Source organism: Streptomyces sp. NBC_01264 (assembly GCF_026340675.1).
Taxonomy (GTDB): Bacteria; Actinomycetota; Actinomycetes; order Streptomycetales; family Streptomycetaceae; genus Streptomyces.
In genome coordinates this window covers 1-20,194 of the sequence record NZ_JAPEOX010000005.1, presented here as the reverse complement: position 1 = coordinate 20,194, position 20,194 = coordinate 1, and the positions used below count along the sequence as shown (strand labels likewise).

The following is a 20,194-nucleotide window of genomic DNA, read 5'->3' as shown; positions in this document are numbered from 1 at the left end:
TACAGCTGCCGTGACAGACGACACGAACCCCACCCCTCCCGGACACCCACAACCCCAAGATCATCCCAGACCGCCGAACAAGGTGACAGTGCCCGTCACATGCCTGTGACCTGCTGATTCTCCAAGCAGCCAGGAATATGAATCAGCCCTGCTTCAGGCCTGCTGCTGCTCATGGAGCCATCGTGCGGTCGATTCAGTGTTCAGCTTCACAAGCTCGAGTTCCTTGCCGGATCTGATCCAGCACCACTCCTCGTTGAGGCAGGCCGGCCACTGAGGGGATTCGTTTGGAATCCTCGTAATGCGGAACGCCCGGTCTTTGACGAGTGCCACATCGGAGTCGAGCCACCACTCTGCCACCGGAAGTGTCGCCCGCCATTCCTGGAACGACTCCTTCCCGGCAAATTTGAATACCCTGTTGAATGCGTCGGAGCTCATTTTTCGAGTCTGCGCCAACACCAGAAAGTCCTCCCTTGCTGACGCCGAAAGACCCTCCCACTCCTTGGTCGGGTCGTTCGCCGTACCCTCGTCACCGGACTGGAAATAGGCGATCTTCGCGATAAGCTCTGCGTGTACCTTTCTCTGCCGCTTGACCGATTCCAGAAAATATTCGACATGATTCTGAACGGGGGCGAGGATCTCCGCCCCCAACGTCGAACTCGGGTCGGCGTACTTCGCGAGGTTGTCGTGGACGTAGCCTTCCGCGGCCGCCATGTAGCGGGCGAGCCCGAACGGCGAGCCCTCACGCTCACTGGCCCACAGACTGGCGCACAGTGTCTCATACCAGGCGGAGATGTTGCCGAGAAGGATCAGCTGGGACCGCTGTCGGTCGGTGTATCCCATCCAGGCTGCCCGGCGGTCCGCCTCGTCCTTGATCCCGAGGAAGGTGGCGCACAGCTCGTCCATTCCGGCGAGATCGTAGTACTCTAGCTCGCCCTCACCCCGGCAGATAAGCAAGTGGACGGTGTCGTATTCCGCGGTGGCCTTCCCCAGAACACCGGTGCACGTATGGCCCGTCTCGATGGTGCAGTCGAAGCTGTCGCACAAGAGCGTACTGTCCGGGGACTGGGAGAAGTCGCCCTGCAGCTTTGAACTCAGGAAGCGCACCTCATTGGCTGCCTCGCTAGAATTGAGGGGACCAATCGTGTAATTATTGACGGTTGCACCGCCCTGCAGAGTGTAGCTCTGGAAGCCCTGCTCCAGGGAAACCACTGCGGCAGTGAGGGTCTGGCTGATCCCGTCGCCATCCTTGCAGTAGAAGGTGACCGTCTTGCCGATCGGGATGAAGGTATCATCCTGCCCGGAATTTCCGTGGGCTGATAGATAGATGGCCTTCATACGTCAAGCTCCCTGCGCCTCTGCCGTCACTGAAAAATTTGTTTCAGAGCATATGCTAATGATCAGATATCATCATGACTTTCCCCTTGGGGACGACCATGGCGCCAGTTCTCAGCACCAGGCCTGCCCCTCCGGTCACGACATCTGTAGTTCCCGTTGTTTTCGCTGTTGAGGATTCTGGCGCCTAAGACACGGCAGCTGTAGTTCCGTCGTTTTCGCAGTTCAGGGGCTTTCCGGGGTGGGTGTGGAGATGAGGACGGCCACCGCGATCATGACCGTTTGAGCAGGCGTGGGGCGAGGCCTTCGGAAAGGCGATGAGGGCGGTCGCGGGCTGTTTCGTGCGGCGTGAGGCACGGGCGACGGCGGCGGAGCTGGTCACGCGGAACTGCTGGACTCTCGGGCAGGCGCTGGGGCATCCAGGGCCGCACCGGTTGCAGCATCTGCTGTCCCGGGCCCGGTTCGACCATGACCTGGCCCGCAGGGAGATTGCCGGTGAACTCGCCGGGCAGGAAGTGGTGCTGGTGGTGGACGAGACGGGCGATGCGAAGTCGTCCACGCACTGCGTGGGGGCCGGCAGGCAGTACTCGGGGGTGATCGGTGGTGTGGGTCTGTGCCAGGTGGCGGTGCACTTGGCGGCGGTCACCTCGACCATGAAGGTGATCCTTGACCGGGTCCTGTACCTGCCGGCGGACTGGGCCGCGGACGAGGAACGCCGCCAGATGGCCGGGGTGCCGGAGCAGGTCGTCTTCGCGACGAAGCCACAGCAGGCACTGGCCATGGTCACCGACGCGCTCGCCAGCGGGATCGCAGGGCGCTGGTTCGCGGGCGACGAGGTGTACTGCGGACGCGAACTGCGCCGGGGCATACGCGCACTGGGACTCGGCTACGCGGTCGGCATCCCGGCTTCGTACCAGGTCACCGACGGGGCCGGCCACCGTGGCCAGGCCCGCAAACTGATCAACAGGGTACGGCCCGGGCAGTGGATGCGCCGGCAGACCGGGCATGGCACCAAGGGCACCCGCGAGTACGACTGGGCCTGGCTCGACGTCCGCCCCGACGACACTCCCGACGAGAACGAGAACGAGAACGAGAACGAGAACGAGAACGAGGCCGGGACCGGGACCGGGACGAGTGTGCTGGTCGCGCGGCGACACCGCTACACCGGCGAGGTGTCCTTCTTCCGCTGCTGGGCGCCCGGCGACGTCTCGCTGGCCACGCTCGTGGAAATGATCTGCCGCAGGTGGCGCATCGAGGAAGCCTTTCAGCTCGGCAAGAGCTTCACCGGACTCGACCAGGGCCAGGTGACCTGCTGGAACTCCTGGATGCGCTGGTCACTGTTCTCCCTGATCGCCGCCGCGGTCCTCGCCCTCACCACCGCAGCCGTCCATGAAGACTCCGGGCCACAGCCCGGACTCGCCCCGCTGGCCTGCCCCGAACTCATCCGTCTCCTGCGGGCCCTCGTGCTGCCCCCACCAGCCCGTGACCGTGACCACGTCCTGCACTGGATCGCCTGGCGCCGCCACCACCAAGCCGTCGCGACCGCCTGCCACCAGCAACGACACCACCGTCACGATCAGCTGTGAACCAGAACTACAGCTGCCGTGTCGGTGGAGCACCGCTCCCATAAGGGTTTAAACAATCGGGCGGAGAACTCCCACCAGCCCACCCGGCAGCGCGAACGCGCGATGAAAGGCTTCCGCAGCCCGGGCGGAGCGCAGCGGTTCCTGTCCGCGTTCACCGGGATCTCACCCCACTTCCGGCCCCACCGGCACCTGATGACCGCCGGCCGCCACCGCTTCGAGATGACCGTCCGCTTCGCGATCTGGGACCAGATCACCGGCGTCGCCGGCCTGCCCGCGACGGTCTGAACCACGGCCCCCAGGCCCCGGCTCGCCCTGACGCACCATCAAACGATCACGCCGCCGACAACGTGACAACGCCCTCTGACGTGGTGGACGGCCTCGATGCACCACTGTGACCTGGCGAGACGTCCGATGAGCTGCGGCGATGCCTCACCCGCGGTCATGTCGGTGATGGCGTGGATGGTCTGTCGGGTGACCTTGCTGGTCTTGGCGTCGGTGCGATGCCGCAGGATCTTCGCCGCCTGGACTACGTGGGGGAAGTCCAGTTAGGGCGCACACAAAGCCGTTGCTGCGACAAACACGTCCGAGGTGCCGTTGTTCCGGGCTTGCACGCCCCAACCGTTGCCGGAGGGGGCGTTGTCCCAGAATTGAACGGTTTCATTAGCCGGGTTTGAGAAGTAGCCCCCACCTGTGACGACGCTGCCTGCCGGGCAGGAAACGGTGGCTGCGCCATCGTTTCCTGGAGTAATCCTGACGGAAGCGCCAACGACTTGTTGCGTTGACGCTGGTCCCGCCGCACCGGTGGGACCCATCGCTCCAGTCGCCCCAGTGGTGCCGGTAGCGCCCGTGGCGCCGGTCGCACCAGACGCACCCGTAGCGCCCGTAGCGCCCTGGGGGCCGGTAGCACCAGCAGGGCCGGTGGGCCCGGTAGCACCGGTAGCGCCCGTGGCGCCGGTCGCACCAGACGCACCCGTAGCGCCCGTAGCGCCCTGGGGGCCGGTAGCACCAGCAGGGCCGGTGGGCCCGGTAGCACCGGTGGCGCCCCGCGGACCCCGAGGCCCTTTCGGACCCTGACACTTGTCTTTGTGCCCGTGGTCTCCGCCGCCCAGCGCTGTGGGCCCGTTCGTGCCGCGACCCTTACCATCACGGCAGGAATGACGGTCCAAGCCGTACGCGGCAGTGGCATCAGCCCAACCGGATCCGTCTGCCACGACCAGTGTGGGGCTGATGAGGCTGAGACCGACCAGGGCCAACGATCCTGCAGCCCCTACCACCAACCGTCGCCGGATCCTGGGCACCGATCCGAAGCGCAAGGTCGACGACGTCTTGTCCGAAGTCATGATGATCATCCTCGTTCTAGATTCGAGCATGCGGTCCTAAGCCCGCGGAGGGCGAGCGCCGACTGAGATGATCTAGCAGGCGCGCTCCACTCGGCCGGACAACACACGGGAAATTCATTAAATCGCCCCATCCGGATTACCTGGGTGGCGTTGTCACATTGTTGGCAGCATGATCGTTTTGATGGCCGTCAGGGCCGGTGAGGTATCGGCCGGCCTGGGCGTTGTCACATTGTTGGCAGCATGATCGTTTTGATGGCCGTCAGGGCCGGTGAGGTATCGGCCGGCCTGTTGTTCAGGCCGTGGCGAGCACGCCGGCGGCGCCGGTGACCTGGTTCCAGATCGTGAAGCGCACTCTCATTTCGAGGCGGTACCGGTCGGCGGTCATCAGGTGCCGGTGGGGCCGGAAATGGGGTGAGATGCCGGTGAACGCGGACAGGAACCGCTGCGCCGAGCCTGGGCTGCGGAAGCCTTTCATCGCCCGTTCCCGCTGCCGGGTGGGCTGGTGGGAGTTCTCCGCTCGGTTGTTCAGTCCCTTGTGGGCACGGTGCTCGACCGAGGGCATCACCTCACGGTGCGCGGCCCCGTACGACTTCAGTTTGTCGGTGATGACCACGCGGGGTACCTGCCCGGTGGTGGTGAGGAGTCGTCGGAAGAAACGCCTGGCAGCAGCCTTGTCCCGCCGGTTCTGGACGAGGATGTCGAGGACGTTCCCGTCCTGGTCGACGGCCCGCCACAAGTACTTCCGGACCCCGCCGATTTTGATGAAGACCTCGTCGAGGTGCCACTTGTCGCCGGGCTTCGGGCGCCGCCGGCGCAGGCTGTTGGCGTAGGTCTGACCGAACTTCAGACACCACCGGCGAATGGTCTCGTAGGAGACGACCACACCGCGCTCGAGCATCATCTCCTCCACCTCGCGGAAGGAGAGTGGGAAGCGGAAGTACAGCCACACACAGTGCGAAATGATCTCCACCGGGTACCGGTGATTCGCGTACGACGGCATGCTCGACGACACGAATCAGACCCCTCACCGGACGGACAACCCGAAGATCATCTCACCCTGCCCCGACAACGTGACAACGCCCGCACAATCGATTGCGCAGCGGATTCGCTGTTCTGCCCAATGGGCTATCCATAGGCACTCACGCTAGTGAGGGCGGGTCCATAGCCTTCGGAACCCATGAGACCTCTCGCTCGAGGTCTCGACGTCCTGCAGAGATTCGAGGAACCATGGAAACCACGATCGTTCTACCCGCACCGTACGGGCCACTGATGCACGATTCCTCACCCGTTGCGTATGGGGAGGGGGAGAATTCCCAACCGCTGTTCATCGATCAGGATGGCCAGGTCTGCACCAGCATAGGCTTGCTCATCTCGCAAGAGAGCAACCAGCCTCTCAAAACGACAGAGGGGGATTCCGGTCCGATACTGGAACTACCCGTCGGCTCGTCCCTTGTCCGTCTCGGCACCTTCTGGCAGTTCGAGCCATTGAACGGGACCGTCGCCCTTAGCCCTTTCACGTACGCTGCCAGCGCTCCCGCGCCTCGCCCCCTTGCCCGGATTCGCCATGGAGCCGATTCCAAGAATCCTGCGCCTTCCCGCCCCAAGATCGCCTCGACGCCCTCGAAGGGGACCGCTACGGCAAGCGAAGGACAGGAGCGCAGGAATGCAGGGCATACGCGGAACCTGCGGAAGAAGACGCCGGTTGACTCTGCGGAACCGAAGTCGATAGCCACGCCCACGCCCGTGTCGACTACTCAAGCCGATAAGCGCAGCCGGGTGGGATCACTACGGAAGAAGCCTGTAGTGATGACGTCCGTGTCGGTCGCGGACGCGGCCTCCGAGCAGCAGCCCAGCACCGTTGCAGACGTGAAGACCGGCCCAGAGGTCAAGGGATCAGCGAGCAGGGCGGGAGCGCGCCGGAAGGTGGCATCTCAGCGCCAGCAGGAATCAAAGAGCCGTGATGAGAAGACTTCGGAGCCCGCACGATCCGCACCCCCTGCCCTCAGTTCGTACGCCACGGTTCTGGCGGCCGTCAGCGACGCGGAGTCGCGCAAGGTCATCGTCGCCCGGGGAATGAACGCCGACCAGATCGCCAGAGCCAAGAATCGCAAGGCGAACGTCCGAGCGGCCCGGCCCACCCCGGAGCAGGCGAGAAGCCAGGTGGGCGAGGCCGACATGGGTGGCACGGTGATGGAATTCACGACCGATCCGGCAGTCGCCACCCGGTTCAGCACTTGGTCAAACGAGGGACGGAAGAGCTACTTCGTGGTCGTCGAGATCGACAGCAAATACCTCGCTGTGGGCAGCACTGCCGAGCAGGGCTGGATTAGCGCCGCAGATGCACCCTTCAAGATCCTTACTGAACGGGAGGGCCGGCGCGCGCTGTAGTCCGTCACGCTGTCGGCAACCGCCAGGGCGTTGTCACGTTGTCGGTGGTGTGATCGTCTGGGGGCGTGAAGAAGCCGTCGGCGGCTGGTTGCTCAGGCCGCGGGGGGCATGTCGGCGGCGCCGGGTGCTGTCACGTTGTCGGTGGCGGGGTGGGATGGTCTTCGGAGGGCACTGTCACGTTGTCGAAAATGGCGTGAGCATGCCAGGAAATTCGATCGCTTTCGAGGTTGCCGACGGGGAGAATTTCCCGTCCGGCTGTGCAGTCTAGGTCGCTCGCCGCAAGATCTATTGACCTGGGCATGCCATGCGACGTTAGCGTGACAGTGCCAGTCCACCGAATCCTGGGCGGATCTGCTGCGGGACTGCCGCCGGCGCGGCATGCGGGATCCGATGCTCGTGGTCGGCGACGGAGCGATGGGCCTGTGGAAGGCGCTGGCGGAGGGGCGTTGTCACATTGTTGGCAGCATGATCGTTTTGATGGCCGTCAGGGCCGGTGAGGTATCGGCCGGCCTGTTGTTCAGGCCGTGGCGAGCACGCCGGCGGCGCCGGTGACCTGGTTCCAGATCGTGAAGCGCACTCTCATTTCGAGGCGGTACCGGTCGGCGGTCATCAGGTGCCGGTGGGGCCGGAAATGGGGTGAGATGCCGGTGAACGCGGACAGGAACCGCTGCGCCGAGCCTGGGCTGCGGAAGCCTTTCATCGCCCGTTCCCGCTGCCGGGTGGGCTGGTGGGAGTTCTCCGCTCGGTTGTTCAGTCCCTTGTGGGCACGGTGCTCGACCGAGGGCATCACCTCACGGTGCGCGGCCCCGTACGACTTCAGTTTGTCGGTGATGACCACGCGGGGTACCTGCCCGGTGGTGGTGAGGAGTCGTCGGAAGAAACGCCTGGCAGCAGCCTTGTCCCGCCGGTTCTGGACGAGGATGTCGAGGACGTTCCCGGGCGCTGTCACGTTGTCGGTGGTGTGATCGTTTGATTGCGTGTCAGGCTGTGCGGGGGCCGTCGGCGGCCCGCTGCTCAGGCTGTGGCGGGCATGCCGGTGGCACTGGTGATCTGGTTCCAGATGGTGAACCTGACGGTCATCTCGAAGCGGTGGCGGCCGGCGGTCATCAGGTGCCGGTGGGGGCGGAAGTGGGGTGAGATCCCGGTGAACGCGGACAGGAAGCGTTGCGCCCCGCCGACGCTGCGGAAGCCTTTCATCGCGCGTTCACGCTGCCGGGTGGGCTGGTGGGAGTTCTCCGCCCGGTTGTTCAATCCTTTGTGGGAACGGTGTTCCACTGAGGGCATGATCTCGCGGTGTGCGGCCCCGTAGGACTTCAGCTTGTCGGTGACGACCACCCTGGGCACCTGCCCGGTGGAGGTGAGGAGCCGGCGGAAGAAACGCCTGGCTGCAGCCTTGTCACGCCGGCTCTGGACCAGGATGTCGAGGACGTTGCCGTCCTGGTCGACGGCCCGCCACAAGTACTTCGACGCCCCGTTGATCTTGATGAAGACCTCGTCGAGGTGCCATTTGTCGCCGGGCTGCGGGCGTCGCCGGCGCAGCGCGTTCGCGTAGGCCTGGCCGAACTTCCGGCACCAGCGGCGGATGCTCTCGTAGGAGACGACGACGCCGCGCTCGAGCATCATCTCCTCGACTTCACGGAAGGAGAGGGGGAAGCGGAAGTACAGCCACACACAGTGCGAAATGATCTCCACCGGGTAGCGGTGGTTCGCGTATGACGGGACCACAGACGACACGACCGAACCCCTCCCCAGACGGACAACCCGAAGATCATCCCAGACCGCCACCGACAACGTGACAGCACCCCGCCCAGCTCATCCCGCACCCGCATAGCCAACGGCGGCGCCCCACGACCAGCCACCGCCCGCGCGACCCGCACCGTCACCTCAGGGACCTCGGGCCACTGCTCCGGCAGCAACGACATGACTCCCACCCCACCAGCCGGGAACGACAGAACCGGCCACCACCATGCCAACCGCCCGCCCTCACCGCAGGACACGACATTTGGCCAGCAGGATCCCTTGTGGGCACGGTGCTCCACGGAGGGCATCACTTCCCGGTGCGCCGCCCCGTACGACCTCAGCTTGTCGGTCACGACCACCCGGGGTACCTGCCCGGTGGAGGTGAGGAGCCGACGGAAGAAACGCCTGGCCGCAGCCTTGTCACGCTGGCTCTGGACCAGGATGTCCAGGACGTTTCCGTCGGCATCGACGGCCCGCCACAAGTACTTCTGCTTCCCGCCGATCTTGATGAACACCTCGTCGAGATGCCATTTATGGCCGGGCTGCGGGCGCCTGCGGCGCAGCGCGTTGGCGTAGGTCTGGCCGAACTTCAGACACCACCGGCGGATGCTCTCGTACGAGACGATCACGCCCCGCTCGAGCATCATCTCCTCCACCTCACGGAAGCTGAGGGGGAAGCGGAAGTACAGCCACACACAGTGCGAAATGATCTCCACCGGGTAACGGTGATTCGCATACGACGGCGTGCTGGACGACACGAACCCCACCCCTCACCGGACGGACAACCCGAAGATCATCTCACCCTGCCCCGACAACGTGACAAGGCCCGTAGCGGACCTTGAACCGCTCCTCGATCAGGACCCCGACCCGGGCCAGGGTCCACCGCTGATCCTCCCAGCCGTACGCCGTCGGCCCCGCCCGCAGAAGACCCTCCAGCTCCCGCTCCTGCTCCGCGCTCAGATACGAACTGCCGCCCGGCCCCCTGGACAGCAGGGCCCGACGGCCGCCCTCAGCCCAGGCCCGCCGCCACAGGCTGACACGGCTGCGGCGTCACCCCGAGCATCTGGGCGACCTTGCTCTGCCGCATCCCCTGTTCGAATAAATCAGCCGCCTGCAAACGTCGCCGCTCCAAATCAACTGGGCTCAACGACGCACGAGTTCGAGTCCCCATACACCCGGCATACCGAACCTGCCCAGATCATCAAACACGGCATCAAAGATCAGTACCAGGAGCTTCGTCGTTGCGTACAGCCCTTGACCCCCAACAGCCCGGCATCGCGGTCAGGTTGGAAAAGGCTCAGTGCCCCATCAAACAATCATGCCGCCGACAATGCGACAACGCCGCCCTCTCGCCGGCTCGACCCTACGTCCAGTCCGGATACGCCATGATGAATGCGCGTTCGAATTCGCGGAGCGCTGCCTGGGGGTCCATCACGTGGAAACGTTCCACCGCCGTGAGAACGACGTCGTAGGATCCGCTGTAAACGAGAGTGTCGAGATGGATTGTGTCCGTGTTGCATCCCTCCCGGTTTAGGTAGCAGTAAGCGTAGAAGGCTTTCGCGAGCGGAATGTCCCAATTCCGGTAATCGGCGCGGATGCTGTTCGCCGTGTACGCGTCCAGAGGGACGGGGAATCCCTGGCCGATGGGTATGTCCCACGTCATGGGCGCGTATGCTACCCGGCGGGCGGGCTGGGAGTTGTGCGTGCTCGCCGGGGCCGAGTTCGCCCGTGTCGTGTGCCCTGTCCGGACGGCGTTCCGGACGGCGTTCACCGCCTGTGGGGCAGCCTCCTTCGCAAGCCTTTGCTGTTCCCATACCGGTAGGCGCTGCTTGCACGCCGCCAGGCTCTGCTCCATCGACTTCAGCGTCGCCCGGTAGCCGATTTCCTTGGGAGCGCCGGCCGTCAAGCCGGAGGATTCAAATTCTGGTCGAAGTCTCTCCATTATTCCGTACGCGACACCGGTGGGCTTCTCCTTGGCGACCCGCTCGAATTCGCGTTTGGAGTCGACTGCCCGTTGCAGGTTCCGGATTCTCTCGTCCTGAACTCCGGATGCGAGGACGACGGCGGAGTCTCTGCACCATCTGCGACCCGGGCGTCGGTCATAACCGGTAACGGCGCGTTCGTATCTCTCCTTGGATCGTTCCCATTCTTTGATCCGGGACGGTCCAAGGGTTTCCTTCGCGAGAGCCAGGAAATCGTCTTCCAACTTCTTCATGGAAGCGTCCACCGCTGATCTGGTGGTTTCTGCGACGCTCTCGACCCGGGCCTGCTTGACGCTGATCTTGGCGGCCGTCCGCTCCAGCGCGGCGCGGTGTTGCGAACCTGATGGTACGACTTTCAGCAGGTCATCGCGCTCCTTGAGTAGGCGATCCCATTGCGCCGTGCGGGCAATTACGTACTTCGAGGGATAGGAGCACCATTCTTCGGCCAGGTGGGCCAACTTCTTGATGCGCTCGCCGTGCTGCTTGGCCTGAACCGCTGCCTTCGCCTTGGTCCGGCCCGCTCTTACGGTCGCCTCGACCCTCGCGTATGTCTCAGAATCCCTTGTCTGGAATTTAGATTTCTCCATGTAGAAGTGAGGGTAGTAATTTCCGTATACCTTGGATATGTCGTAGTTCGCGCGCTTGAGTCGAGATGTCAAGGTCGTCAGGTCGCTACTCCGCAAAATATCCTTGACGCCGAGGTGCTGGCAGTACGAGAAAAAATGTTCCCGCGTCTTTCCGGCGAGTTCGGCGGGGCCGCTCGGAAGATCCTCGACGTAAACGTCCCGCCAAGTCACCGACGTGTATCCTAGTACTGTCGGCATTTCTCTGGGTATCGTCATTGGATTCCTTGATCGACCAGGGGTGGGCGGATGTTTCCGGTACGTTATAGTCCGGTCCGACCCGGAATTAAGGGCGGTTCGGGCAATTAATCGGACAGTCTCCTGGTGCTGAGCGGACGTTTCACAGTCCTCGGGGTGCTGTCACGTTGTCGGTGGCGGGGTGGGATGATCTTCGGACTGTCCGTCCGGGGAGGGGGGCCGCTCGTGTTGTCGAGCACGCCGTCGTATAAAAACCACCGCTACCCGGCCGAGATCATCTCCCACTGTGTGTGGCTGTACTTCCGCTTCCCCCTCTCCTTCCGTGAGGTGGAGGAGATGATGCTCGAGCGGGGTGTGGTCGTCTCCTACGAGACCGTCCGTCGGTGGTGCCTGAAGTTCGGCCAGACTTACGCCAATGCGCTGCGCCGACGGCGCCCGAGGCCGGGCGATAAATGGCATTTCGACGAGGTCTTCGTCAAGATCGGCGGGGTCCAAAAGTACCTGTGGCGGGCTGTGGACGCCGACGGCAACGTCCTCGACATCCTCGTGCAGAACCGTCGTGACAAGGCTCTCCCACCAGCCAACGAGGCAGCGGGAACGGGCGATGAAAGGATTCCGCAGCCCCGGCCCCGCGCAGCGGTTCTTGTCTGCGTTCACCGGGATCTCACCCCACTTCCGCACCGGACGCCACCTCATCACCGCCCGCCGCCACCGCTTCGAGATGACCGTCCGCTTCACGATCTGGAACCAGATCACCGGCGCCGCCGGCATGCCCTCCGATGCCTGAGCAACCAGCCGTTGAAGGGGCCCTGTCACGTTGTCGGAGCGATCTGGGATGATCTTCGGGTTGCCTGTCCGGGGAGGGGCTCGACCGTGTCGTCTGTGGTGCCGTCGTACAAGAATCACCGCTACCCGGCCGAGATCATTTCGCACTGTGTATGGCTGTACTTCCGCTTCCCCCTCAGCTTCCGCGAAGTCGAGGAGCTGATGCTCGAGCGGGGCGTGATCGTGTCCTACGAGACCATCCGCCGCTGGTGCCTGAAGTTCGGCCAGACCTATGCCAATGCCTTGCGCCGCAGGCGTCCGCAGCCCGGCGATAAATGGCACCTGGACGAGGTCTTCATCAAGATCGGCGGGGTGCAGAAGTACTTGTGGCGGGCCGTGGACGCCGCCGGCAACGTCCTGGACATCCTGGTCCAGAATCGACGTGACAAGGCTGCGGCCAGGCGTTTCTTCCGTCGGCTCCTCACCTCTACCGGGCGGGTGCCCCGGGTGATCGTCACCGACAAGCTGGCCTCGTACGGGGCGGCGCATCGTGAGGTGATGCCGTCGGTGGAGCACCGTGCTCACAAGGGGTTGAACAACCGGGCGGAGAACTCCCACCAGCCCACGAGGCAACGCGAACGGGCGATGAAAGGGTTCCGCAGCCCGGGCGGAGCGCAGCGCTTCTTGTTCGCGTTCGCTGGGATCTCACCCCACTTCCGACCTCACCGGCACCTCATGAGCGCCGGCCGCTACCGCTTCGAAATGAGGGTCCGCTTCACGATCTGGGACCAGATCACCGGCGCCGCCGGCGTACCCGCCACCGTCTGAGCAGCAGACCGCCCGCGGCCTCTCCCTGCTCTCAAACAATCACACCCCCGACAACGTGACAGTGCCCGTCGCATGACGCTGCGGGGACGCCGGTTTCCACGGGCCGGGCCTGCGGTACTGCTCCCCTCTTGGGCTCGTCGGGGTGGGCGCCCGGCGGTCAGGTGACGGCCGGGAGTGTGGTGAGTCGCCGCCAGGCCAGGGTGAACGCCCCGGCCCAGGGCCAGGTGGTCTCGATTCGCAGCCAACGGCGTCGGGCGTGTTTCGCAAGGCGGGCGGGCAGGTGGTAGAGGCGAAAGCGCATGGTGTCCGGCTCGGCGTCGGCCAGGTCCCCCTGGTCGTGCAGGGTCAGCAGTCGCGGTGCTGTCAAGTTGATGGGTGGGCCTTGGGCCTGGGATGATCGCGGGGTTTGTTGATCGTCGGGGAGGGCCTGCTGTGGAGTCCGTCGAGACCACGCCGTCGTACAAGGGCTTCCGGTTCCCGGTGGAGATCATCTCCGAGGCGGTGTGGCTGTACCACCGAGGGCTTCCGTGATGCGGGCCGGACCCAACGGTTCCTGTCCGCATTCAGCCGGATCTCACCCCACTTCCGGCCCCGCCGCCACCTGCTCACCGCCACCGGCTACCGCACCGAAATGATCATCCGCTTCGCCATATGGGACCAGATCGCCGGGGTCACCGTCATGCCCACCACGGCCTGACCCAGCGCGACCACTCTGCCCACCATGCCCTGACGCACCATCAGCCAGCCAGCCCACGAACAACTTGACATCACCTCCCAGACCCCCGAGCATCGGGGCGGCGGCCGTCAGTGGTGAGTGAGGGTGGCGCCTTCGTTGTTGACGGTGACGTTGGGGCTGTGGACGTTGACAGTGCCTCCGTAGGCATTGATGACGCTCTGGCCGTAGGCGTCGACGTGTATGTCGGCGTTCGCTGAGATGGTGACCTGTGCGTGGTCGCTGACGATGATGTGGGCGACACCACTCGCTGCTGTGATGGTGGTCTGGCCGGAGGCGTTGACAGTTCCCCCAGTCACGTGGGTGATGGTGGTCTGGCCGGAGGCGTTGACAGTTCCCCCAGTCACGTGGGTGATGGCGGCTTGGTCGGAGGCGTTAACGGTTCCCCCGGTCACGTGGGTGATGGTCGCGTTGTGAAAGATGTCTGCTGTTCCGCCGGTCACTGTCGTGATCGTGACCTGTTCCTGGGCGCTCAGAGTTCCGCCGGCCATGCTGCCGATTGTCACTTGACCGCCTGCGTTGATCTGTCCGCCAGTGACGTCGGTGATGGTGGCCTGCCCGGTGATCGATACCTCTCCACCATTAACGGTCGTGATCGCCGCCTGCTTGCTGGCGTAGACGTCTCCGCCTTCCACGGTGGTGATCGTCGTGCTGCTGCCCGCGATGACTTCTCCATCAACGACCCTGGTGATGTGGGCGTCGCGGTGGGTTTCGACCCATCCACCCGTCACTGCGCTCAGGCGTCCTGGACCGTACAGGTGGGGGCGCCCCGACCAGATGGTCAGGTCACTGCCCTCTCCAGGGGTGAACATCGGCCGCCGCCTCTCACCGAGAGACTGGTCAAGTTCAGACTGGGTGTAGATCGTGCGGACGAAATCGTCAGGGAGCGAAGCGCGGCTGGTGGGCTTCACCTCACCCGGGGGACGCATCAGCTCAACGGCCTCGCGCAGACTCTGGTTGACCTGAGCCAGGCGGGCCAGATCCTCCGCCGACAGGTACCTCAGGACCTCGTACCACATCTCCACAGGAATACCGGTGTCAGCGAGGACGCTGAGAACGGCGCCTTCGTGCCATGCCTGTAGGCGTTTGTAAAATGCCCGCAAAAGCTCGGGGCTGGCATTCCGGAGCCGGGGAGCCATAATCGCCCACACCGCCGAGGCAGCCCCGCTCAGTCCTTTTTGTACAGGTTCCATAATCAGTTTCTCCCTGAGGTCCATTCATCCGGCATGACACACCGGCATGACATGCCAACCGTCACGGAAACCTCATAGCAACCACAATCGCTACAAGGGCAGCATCCAGGGCACTCCACGACATCAGATAAGTGCCTGATTGATATCCCTGCAGGGCGTTGTCAGGTTGAGTGATTCTCGGGGGCATCTTCTGGTTCGGGACGTGTCTGGCCGTGGTAGTGGTGTCTGTTTCAGGTGGCCGCGGGCAGGCCTGCGGTGCCGGTGATCTGGTCCCAGATGGCGAAGCGGATGATCATTTCGGTGCGGTAGCCGGTGGCGGTGAGGCAGGGCTAATTCATAGTCGTGTTGATCATGCTGCGTTGCAGGTCAGGCGAGTCCGAGGAGGTCGAGTGGGCGGGTGAACGGGGTGTAGGAGGTCTCGCGGAGGCACTGTCACGTTGTCGGCGGCGTGATCGTTTGATTGCGCGTCAGGGTGTGCCAGGGCCTGGTAGAGGGCGTAATTCAGGCCGCGGCAAGCAGGCTCGTGCTGCCGGTGATCTGGTTCCAGACGGTGAAGCGGATCATCATCTCGAAGCGGTGGCCGCCGGCGGTCATCAGGTGCCGGTGGGGCCGGAAGTGGGGTGAGATTCCGGTGAACGCGGCCAGGAACCGTTGCGCCCCACCCGGGCTGCGGAACCCTTTCATCGCGCGTTCCCGCTGCCTCGTTGGCTGGTGGGAGTTCTCGGCCCGGTTGTTCAAGCCCTTGTGGGCACGGTGCTCCACGGAGGGCATCACTTCCCGGTGCGCCGCCCCGTACGACTTCAGCTTGTCGGTCACGACCACCCGGGGTACCGGAGGTGAGGAGCCGACGGAAGAAACGCCTGGCCGCAGCCTTGTCACGGCGATTCTGGACGAGGATGTCGAGGACGTTTCCGTCGGCATCGACGGCCCGCCACAAGTACTTCTGCTTCCCGCCGATCTTGATGAACACCTCGTCGAGATGCTTCCCAATGCTGCTGTCAAGCCGCTTCGGTGACGGTGGGTGCGACTTGGTAGCGCCGTCCGTCACGGATGAGGGCCAGGGCTCCGTCGTTCTCGCGGTCGGCCCGAAGCTGCCGGTATGGGTCTGATATCCCAAGTTGGCGGTGGTGAGCGGTTCGTGGCAGAAGGGCGGATACGCCTGCAGCACGGCTTCCGGTGATCATGGAGTGTCGAGTTCGCTGATCACCACAACGGAAGACCGTGCCTGCTGCGCCATCATCACCCATCCCCTCCGGGCTGGGCCAACTCGCGGGCTGTGATCGGGCCTGCCCCGACGAGCTGCCCGACCTGCTGGCACGGCTATCTTGCCTGCCCGACCCGCGCCGGCGCCGGGGCCGCCGGCACCCGCTGCCGTACGTCCTGGCCGTGGCCGCCTGCGCGGTCCTGGCCGGAGCGAAGTCCCTCACCGCGATCGCCGAGTGGGCCGCCGATGCCTCTGACCGGCTGTTGTTCTGCTGCGGGGCCGCGCTGCGCGATCCGGACCGGCCCTGCCGGGCGCCCAGCGAGGCGACCGTGCGCCGGGTACTGCAGCGCATCGACGGCGACGCGTTCGATGCGGCGATCGGTGGCTGGCTCACCGCTCGCGCGGACGCCTCCCGCGCCGCCGACCAGGACAGACACCCGCCGTCCCGCCCGGTGCGGGCAGCGATTGCGGTGGACGGCAAGTCCCTGCGCGGCGCGATTCGCGCCGACGGCCGCCGCGTCCACCTGCTCTCCACGCTGCGCGGCGACGGCATCGTGCTGGCCCAGCGTGCGGTCGACGCCAAGAGCAACGAGATCACGGCGTTCCGGCCACTGCTGGACCCACTGGACCTGACCGGCGCGGTCGTGACCTTCGATGCACTGCTGACCCAGACCGACCACGCGAAGTTCCTGGTCGAGGAGAAGAACGCGCACTACATCGCCGGCACTGTCACGTTGTCGGGGGTGTGATTGTTTGAGAGCAGGGAGAGGCCGCGGGCGGTCTGCTGCTCAGACGGTGGCGGGTACGCCGGCGGCGCCGGTGATCTGGTCCCAGATCGTGAAGCGGACCCTCATTTCGAAGCGGTAGCGGCCGGCGCTCATGAGGTGCCGGTGAGGTCGGAAGTGGGGTGAGATCCCAGCGAACGCGAACAAGAAGCGCTGCGCTCCGCCCGGGCTGCGGAACCCTTTCATCGCCCGTTCGCGTTGCCTCGTGGGCTGGTGGGAGTTCTCCGCCCGGTTGTTCAACCCCTTGTGAGCACGGTGCTCCACCGACGGCATCACCTCACGATGCGCCGCCCCGTACGAGGCCAGCTTGTCGGTGACGATCACCCGGGGCACCCGCCCGGTAGAGGTGAGGAGCCGACGGAAGAAACGCCTGGCCGCAGCCTTGTCACGTCGATTCTGGACCAGGATGTCCAGGACGTTGCCGGCGGCGTCCACGGCCCGCCACAAGTACTTCTGCACCCCGCCGATCTTGATGAAGACCTCGTCCAGGTGCCATTTATCGCCGGGCTGCGGACGCCTGCGGCGCAAGGCATTGGCATAGGTCTGGCCGAACTTCAGGCACCAGCGGCGGATGGTCTCGTAGGACACGATCACGCCCCGCTCGAGCATCAGCTCCTCGACTTCGCGGAAGCTGAGGGGGAAGCGGAAGTACAGCCATACACAGTGCGAAATGATCTCGGCCGGGTAGCGGTGATTCTTGTACGACGGCACCACAGACGACACGGTCGAGCCCCTCCCCGGACAGGCAACCCGAAGATCATCCCAGATCGCTCCGACAACGTGACAGGGCCATGCGACGGCCCACCTCACCGGCACCGAGGACATTACGGGCGAACCGCCGCGACGATCACAGCCGAAAGGCGGCTGAAGGATCAGGGTTAATTCACCCTCCAAGAAAAAGCAAATCTACCGCCTTCCGGAATTCATTGGCGTATTTGACGGCATCCATGTGATATTGAAGCTTAACGATCTTGTCCGGGGTGAAGTTTACTGATATTTCCGCAAAGTATGCATTCTGATCTGAAAAGACTCGATCGTGCAGTTTTTTCAGTTTCCTATTTGCGCGATTTACAACTTCTTCATATTCCCGATTCTTCTCGTCCGTGCCGGATTTGAACATCGCCACCTTGAGATCCAGGGCATTACTTAGCAAGTCCAAAATTTGCTTGAACCCTTCCTCGTATATACCCTGACTTGGTGCCTTGTCTCTCAGTATCTCCTTCGTGTGCAAAATCTCCTCTTTGGCTTTCGCGATTAGAAATTCTGCACTGTCTCGGGGGCGTGGAATGTAAATCCTGAATTCCCAGATTGGAGGTTTCGGGCCGCCCGCTCCTGCGTTACGGTTTATTTTGGGATTGCTGAATGCCGACGCGCTTTCGGGATGATATTCGTCCAGATAGCCCGCATCGGCAGGCTCTATCAGACTCTGCACTGCAATTTTGAGATTCTGGCGTTCGCCGTGCATGTGGTGCTTAGGGTCAAAGTTTTGCGAATCATCAAGATATGAAATGAAAGAGTGCGCAGATGTTCTGGCCCCCTTGGCGGAATGGTAGGCATAGTTATGATCGATGGGCTTTCCACTCTGCCGTTCCCACAGGTCGTATCGGATACTGTCCAAATCGTTATACAAGGCCGACAGCGTCTTCTTGATGGCAGGGTCCGCCCAGCCAAGTTCCCGGCCGTTCTTTACCGAGTCTCGGACCCGGACGATGTCGGCAAGAAGTCGCCCGTAGTTACTATTGAGGTTCTTCTGGTCGAGGATTTGAGCCGAACCGCGAAATTCGAAGGTTACGTCATCTCGCCCCGGGGCGATAGTCCAGTACTGCTGAAATTCCTCTAGCTGCAGTTTGCAATTTAGTCCATCCCCGAGCGGCTTTCCGTCGACCATGACCTCGGAAGAATTGCAAAACTTCCCGCTACTGCTTTCGACATATTCATGAACGACAAGTGGCAGCTGTCCCGATTCTCCAGAGTATTTAGAAAAATACAACGGAATGAACTCTGCTCCGCACGCCCAGCCCACCAGGCGATCCTGGTAAGTAACCTTTCCATCCGGATAGGCTTTAAAGTCATTTGCATCTACATGTGTGGTCGATTCCATTTTTTCTCCAATTTCGATCGGCCATCAAATTTGACGACTTAACTCCTTACTTTATATTCCCGTTCCCTTTCTTAAGGCATTCCTTCGGATAAGGTGTTCCTCACGTTCCACTGCAGGGCTAATTCATAGTCGTGTTGATCATGTTGCGTTGCAGGTCAGGGGCAGTCCGAGGAGGTCGAGGGGGCGGGTGAACGGGGTGTAGGAGGTCTCGCGGAGGTGCTGTCAAGTTGATGGGTGGGCCTTGGGCTTGGGATGATCGCGGGGTTTGTTGATCGTCGGGGAGGGCCTGCTGTGGAGTCCGTCGAGACCACGCCGTCGTACAAGGGCTTCCGGTTCCCGGTGGAGATCATCTCCGAGGCGGTGTGGCTGTACCACCGTTTCCCGCTCAGCTACCGCGAGGTCGAGGAACTGCTGCTGGCCCGAGGAATCATCGTCTCTCACGAGACGATCCGGATGTGGTGCGAGAAGTTCGGGCCCCAGTACGCGGCCGCCCTGCGCCGCCGCCGTCGGCCGCAGGCCGGCGACAAGTGGCACTTGGACGAGGTCTTCGTCAAGATCAACGGGGTCCGGCACTACCTGTGGCGGGCCGTGGATCAGGACGGCAACGTCCTGGACATCGTGCTCCAGTCGAGGCGCAACGCGAAGGCAGCCAAGCGGTTCCTGGCCAAGTTGATGAAGAAGCAGCGCCGGGTACCCAGCGTGCTGGTCACCGACAAGCTGAAGAGCTACGGCACCGCCCACCGCGTGCTGATGCCCTCGGTCGAGCATCGCTCGCACAAGGGACTAAACAATCGGGCCGAGAACAGCCGCCAGCCCACCCGCCAGCGCGAACGCGCGATGAAGGGCTTCCGTGATGCGGGCCGGACCCAACGATTCCTGTCCGCATTCAGCCGGATCTCACCCCACTTCCGGCCCCGCCGCCACCTGCTCACCGCCACCGGCTACCGCACCGAAATGATCATCCGCTTCGCCATATGGGACCAGATCGCCGGGGTCACCGTCATGCCCACCACGGCCTGACCCAGCGCGACCACTCTGCCCCACCATGCCCTGACGCACCATCAGCCAGCCAGCCCACGAACAACTTGACAGCACCCTGGCCATCCCCGAGAGCCGGAAGGACTGAGGGTGGGAGCGAAGCGGACACCCAACGGGCCGTAGGCCCGGACCCCGTGAAACGGGGTCACTTCCCCCGCGCAGCGGGGGAGTCTCTGGGGCTGCGAAGCAGCTCCACTCCGGGTGGAGCGCAGCGGAACCCGGAGCTAGTCCGGAGCGAAGCGCAGGACCCCCGGCCCGAAGGGCCGGCCATAGCTCGGAGCGAAGCGCAGAGCTGGGCCCGAAGGGCCCCGGCCGAGCGCAGCGAGGCCGTTCAGTCTTGAGCGCGCAGCGCTCAGGT

Annotated in this window: 13 protein-coding genes and 8 pseudogenes; 9 read left to right on the top strand and 12 right to left on the bottom strand. The window is 63.7% G+C overall.

Going from position 1 to position 20,194, the window contains the following annotated elements:
- Nucleotides 1-153: 153 nt before the first annotated feature.
- Nucleotides 154-1,335 carry a putative adhesin gene (locus tag OG435_RS47070; RefSeq protein WP_266887786.1) on the bottom strand — a complete coding sequence of 394 codons (1,182 nt, stop codon included), beginning with the start codon at nucleotides 1,333-1,335 and terminating at the stop codon, nucleotides 154-156.
- A 281-nt stretch (nucleotides 1,336-1,616) separates the two neighbouring features.
- Here OG435_RS47070 and OG435_RS47065 point away from each other — a divergent pair.
- Nucleotides 1,617-2,918, top strand: a pseudogene (locus OG435_RS47065) (IS701 family transposase); the annotation flags it as partial.
- Nucleotides 2,919-2,939: 21 nt separating this feature from the next.
- Nucleotides 2,940-3,203: pseudogene (locus OG435_RS47060) on the top strand (DDE-type integrase/transposase/recombinase); the annotation flags it as partial.
- Between the two features lie 1,347 nt (nucleotides 3,204-4,550).
- Here OG435_RS47060 and OG435_RS47055 read toward each other — a convergent pair.
- Entirely contained in the window at nucleotides 4,551-5,258 is a 708-nt protein-coding gene (locus OG435_RS47055) for an IS6 family transposase (protein ID WP_266887992.1), read from the bottom strand.
- A gap of 806 nt (nucleotides 5,259-6,064) precedes the next feature.
- Between OG435_RS47055 and OG435_RS47050 the strand changes: the two genes are divergently transcribed.
- Together OG435_RS47050 and OG435_RS47045 are read left to right on the top strand one after the other, a co-directional pair.
- Nucleotides 6,065-6,646, top strand: coding sequence for a DUF4765 family protein (locus OG435_RS47050; protein WP_266887782.1), 582 nt, complete (start codon nucleotides 6,065-6,067; stop codon nucleotides 6,644-6,646).
- A 327-nt stretch (nucleotides 6,647-6,973) separates the two neighbouring features.
- Nucleotides 6,974-7,087: pseudogene (locus OG435_RS47045) on the top strand (transposase); the annotation flags it as partial.
- 76 nt (nucleotides 7,088-7,163) lie between these two features.
- Here OG435_RS47045 and OG435_RS47040 read toward each other — a convergent pair.
- The 5 genes and pseudogenes from OG435_RS47040 to OG435_RS47025 form a co-directional block, all read right to left on the bottom strand.
- Nucleotides 7,164-7,595, bottom strand: a pseudogene (locus OG435_RS47040) (IS6 family transposase); the annotation flags it as partial.
- Nucleotides 7,596-7,660: 65 nt separating this feature from the next.
- Nucleotides 7,661-8,380, bottom strand: coding sequence for an IS6 family transposase (locus OG435_RS47035; RefSeq protein ID WP_266887780.1), 720 nt, complete (start codon nucleotides 8,378-8,380; stop codon nucleotides 7,661-7,663).
- 281 nt (nucleotides 8,381-8,661) lie between these two features.
- Nucleotides 8,662-9,144, bottom strand: a pseudogene (locus tag OG435_RS47030) (IS6 family transposase); the annotation flags it as partial.
- 251 nt (nucleotides 9,145-9,395) lie between these two features.
- Nucleotides 9,396-9,557 carry a helix-turn-helix domain-containing protein gene (locus tag OG435_RS50495; protein ID WP_353962810.1) on the bottom strand — a complete coding sequence of 54 codons (162 nt, stop codon included), beginning with the start codon at nucleotides 9,555-9,557 and terminating at the stop codon, nucleotides 9,396-9,398.
- Nucleotides 9,558-9,749: 192 nt separating this feature from the next.
- On the bottom strand, nucleotides 9,750-11,210 hold the full coding sequence (locus tag OG435_RS47025) for a hypothetical protein (RefSeq protein WP_266887778.1): 1,461 nt from the start codon (nucleotides 11,208-11,210) through the stop codon (nucleotides 9,750-9,752).
- Nucleotides 11,211-11,375: 165 nt separating this feature from the next.
- Here OG435_RS47025 and OG435_RS47020 point away from each other — a divergent pair.
- Both OG435_RS47020 and OG435_RS47015 read left to right on the top strand, forming a co-directional pair.
- A pseudogene (locus tag OG435_RS47020) lies at nucleotides 11,376-11,976 on the top strand (IS6 family transposase).
- Nucleotides 11,977-12,062: 86 nt separating this feature from the next.
- A complete protein-coding gene (locus OG435_RS47015) occupies nucleotides 12,063-12,782 on the top strand; it encodes an IS6 family transposase (protein ID WP_266887770.1) in 720 nt (239 codons plus the stop codon).
- A 157-nt stretch (nucleotides 12,783-12,939) separates the two neighbouring features.
- Here OG435_RS47015 and OG435_RS47010 read toward each other — a convergent pair whose 3' ends face one another.
- A complete protein-coding gene (locus tag OG435_RS47010; protein ID WP_266887776.1) occupies nucleotides 12,940-13,149 on the bottom strand; it encodes a hypothetical protein in 210 nt (69 codons plus the stop codon).
- Between the two features lie 150 nt (nucleotides 13,150-13,299).
- Here OG435_RS47010 and OG435_RS47005 point away from each other — a divergent pair.
- Nucleotides 13,300-13,479, top strand: a pseudogene (locus OG435_RS47005) (IS6 family transposase); the annotation flags it as partial.
- 107 nt (nucleotides 13,480-13,586) lie between these two features.
- Here OG435_RS47005 and OG435_RS47000 read toward each other — a convergent pair.
- Together OG435_RS47000 and OG435_RS46995 are read right to left on the bottom strand one after the other, a co-directional pair.
- Entirely contained in the window at nucleotides 13,587-14,732 is a 1,146-nt protein-coding gene (locus tag OG435_RS47000; protein WP_266887774.1) for an F-box protein, read from the bottom strand.
- Between the two features lie 477 nt (nucleotides 14,733-15,209).
- Nucleotides 15,210-15,690, bottom strand: a pseudogene (locus tag OG435_RS46995) (IS6 family transposase); the annotation flags it as partial.
- A gap of 239 nt (nucleotides 15,691-15,929) precedes the next feature.
- On the opposite strand from OG435_RS46995, the gene OG435_RS46990 reads away from it, so the two are divergent.
- The gene (locus OG435_RS46990; protein WP_266887772.1) at nucleotides 15,930-16,661 is read left to right on the top strand and encodes an ISAs1 family transposase; all 732 of its coding nucleotides are present in this window, start codon (nucleotides 15,930-15,932) and stop codon (nucleotides 16,659-16,661) included.
- Nucleotides 16,662-16,700: 39 nt separating this feature from the next.
- On the opposite strand, the gene OG435_RS46985 is transcribed toward OG435_RS46990, so the two are convergent.
- Both OG435_RS46985 and OG435_RS46980 read right to left on the bottom strand, forming a co-directional pair.
- Nucleotides 16,701-17,420 carry an IS6 family transposase gene (locus tag OG435_RS46985; protein WP_266887770.1) on the bottom strand — a complete coding sequence of 240 codons (720 nt, stop codon included), beginning with the start codon at nucleotides 17,418-17,420 and terminating at the stop codon, nucleotides 16,701-16,703.
- A 160-nt stretch (nucleotides 17,421-17,580) separates the two neighbouring features.
- Nucleotides 17,581-18,798 (bottom strand): hypothetical protein, encoded by a 1,218-nt coding sequence (locus OG435_RS46980; protein WP_266887768.1) that lies wholly within the window; start codon nucleotides 18,796-18,798, stop codon nucleotides 17,581-17,583.
- A gap of 291 nt (nucleotides 18,799-19,089) precedes the next feature.
- On the opposite strand from OG435_RS46980, the gene OG435_RS46975 reads away from it, so the two are divergent.
- Entirely contained in the window at nucleotides 19,090-19,818 is a 729-nt protein-coding gene (locus tag OG435_RS46975) for an IS6 family transposase (RefSeq protein WP_266886675.1), read from the top strand.
- Nucleotides 19,819-20,194: the final 376 nt, after the last annotated feature.

What these genes read in the sequence shown, in the direction of transcription:
- OG435_RS47070 (WP_266887786.1), bottom strand. Translation starts at nt 1,335, where the DNA reads ATGAAGGCCATCTATCTATCAGCCCACGGAAATTCCGGGCAGGATGAT.
- OG435_RS46980 (WP_266887768.1), bottom strand. Translation starts at nt 18,798, where the DNA reads ATGGAATCGACCACACATGTAGATGCAAATGACTTTAAAGCCTATCCG.
- OG435_RS47025 (WP_266887778.1), bottom strand. Translation starts at nt 11,210, where the DNA reads ATGACGATACCCAGAGAAATGCCGACAGTACTAGGATACACGTCGGTG.
- OG435_RS47000 (WP_266887774.1), bottom strand. Translation starts at nt 14,732, where the DNA reads ATGGACCTCAGGGAGAAACTGATTATGGAACCTGTACAAAAAGGACTG.
- OG435_RS50495 (WP_353962810.1), bottom strand. Translation starts at nt 9,557, where the DNA reads ATGGGGACTCGAACTCGTGCGTCGTTGAGCCCAGTTGATTTGGAGCGG.
- OG435_RS47055 (WP_266887992.1), bottom strand. Translation starts at nt 5,258, where the DNA reads ATGCCGTCGTACGCGAATCACCGGTACCCGGTGGAGATCATTTCGCAC.
- OG435_RS47050 (WP_266887782.1), top strand. Translation starts at nt 6,065, where the DNA reads ATGACGTCCGTGTCGGTCGCGGACGCGGCCTCCGAGCAGCAGCCCAGC.